Raw genomic sequence first — 489 nt, forward strand, 5'->3', positions numbered from 1 at the left:
TGCCGAGGGTGAGGCTCCCGACACCTGGATAGATCGGGCGCGCGCAGCGGCCCGACAGCTTTCGGCAGGCGGACCGGCATTCGACATCTCCAAGGTTCGTGATGTGAGCCCCGAAGCACGCGCGGCGGAGCGCTGGCAGGCCTATGTGTCCCGGCTGAGTACCCAGCCGGGCATTATCGTTGCCGAACAAAAGGTGCGCGATGGCCAATTCTATATTGCCGGCCTGAGAGACCCGCTTGCCGCCGACCCGCAGTCGCTGTTGTCCGGAACGCAGGTCGATCCCGCTCGCGTTCATTCGCAGTGGCAATTCTATCAGAGCCTTGAGCCGGAGTTCGTGCTGAAGCGGCTAACGGAGTCGCTGGCCCCACCGAAATCGGTTCGACTTTCGATCGTCAATGATCGCATCGTTGCCGAGGGTGAGGCTCCCGACACCTGGATAGATCGGGCGCGCGCAGCGGCCCGACAGCTTTCGGCAGGCGGACCGGAATT

At 63.6% G+C, this 489-nt stretch carries 1 pseudogene; it reads left to right on the forward strand.

Annotated features, from left to right (window positions below):
* Nucleotides 1-489, forward strand: a pseudogene (locus tag AC0L26_RS31980) (OmpA family protein); the annotation flags it as partial.

It is taken from the genome of Mesorhizobium sp. WSM4823 (assembly GCF_055811195.1).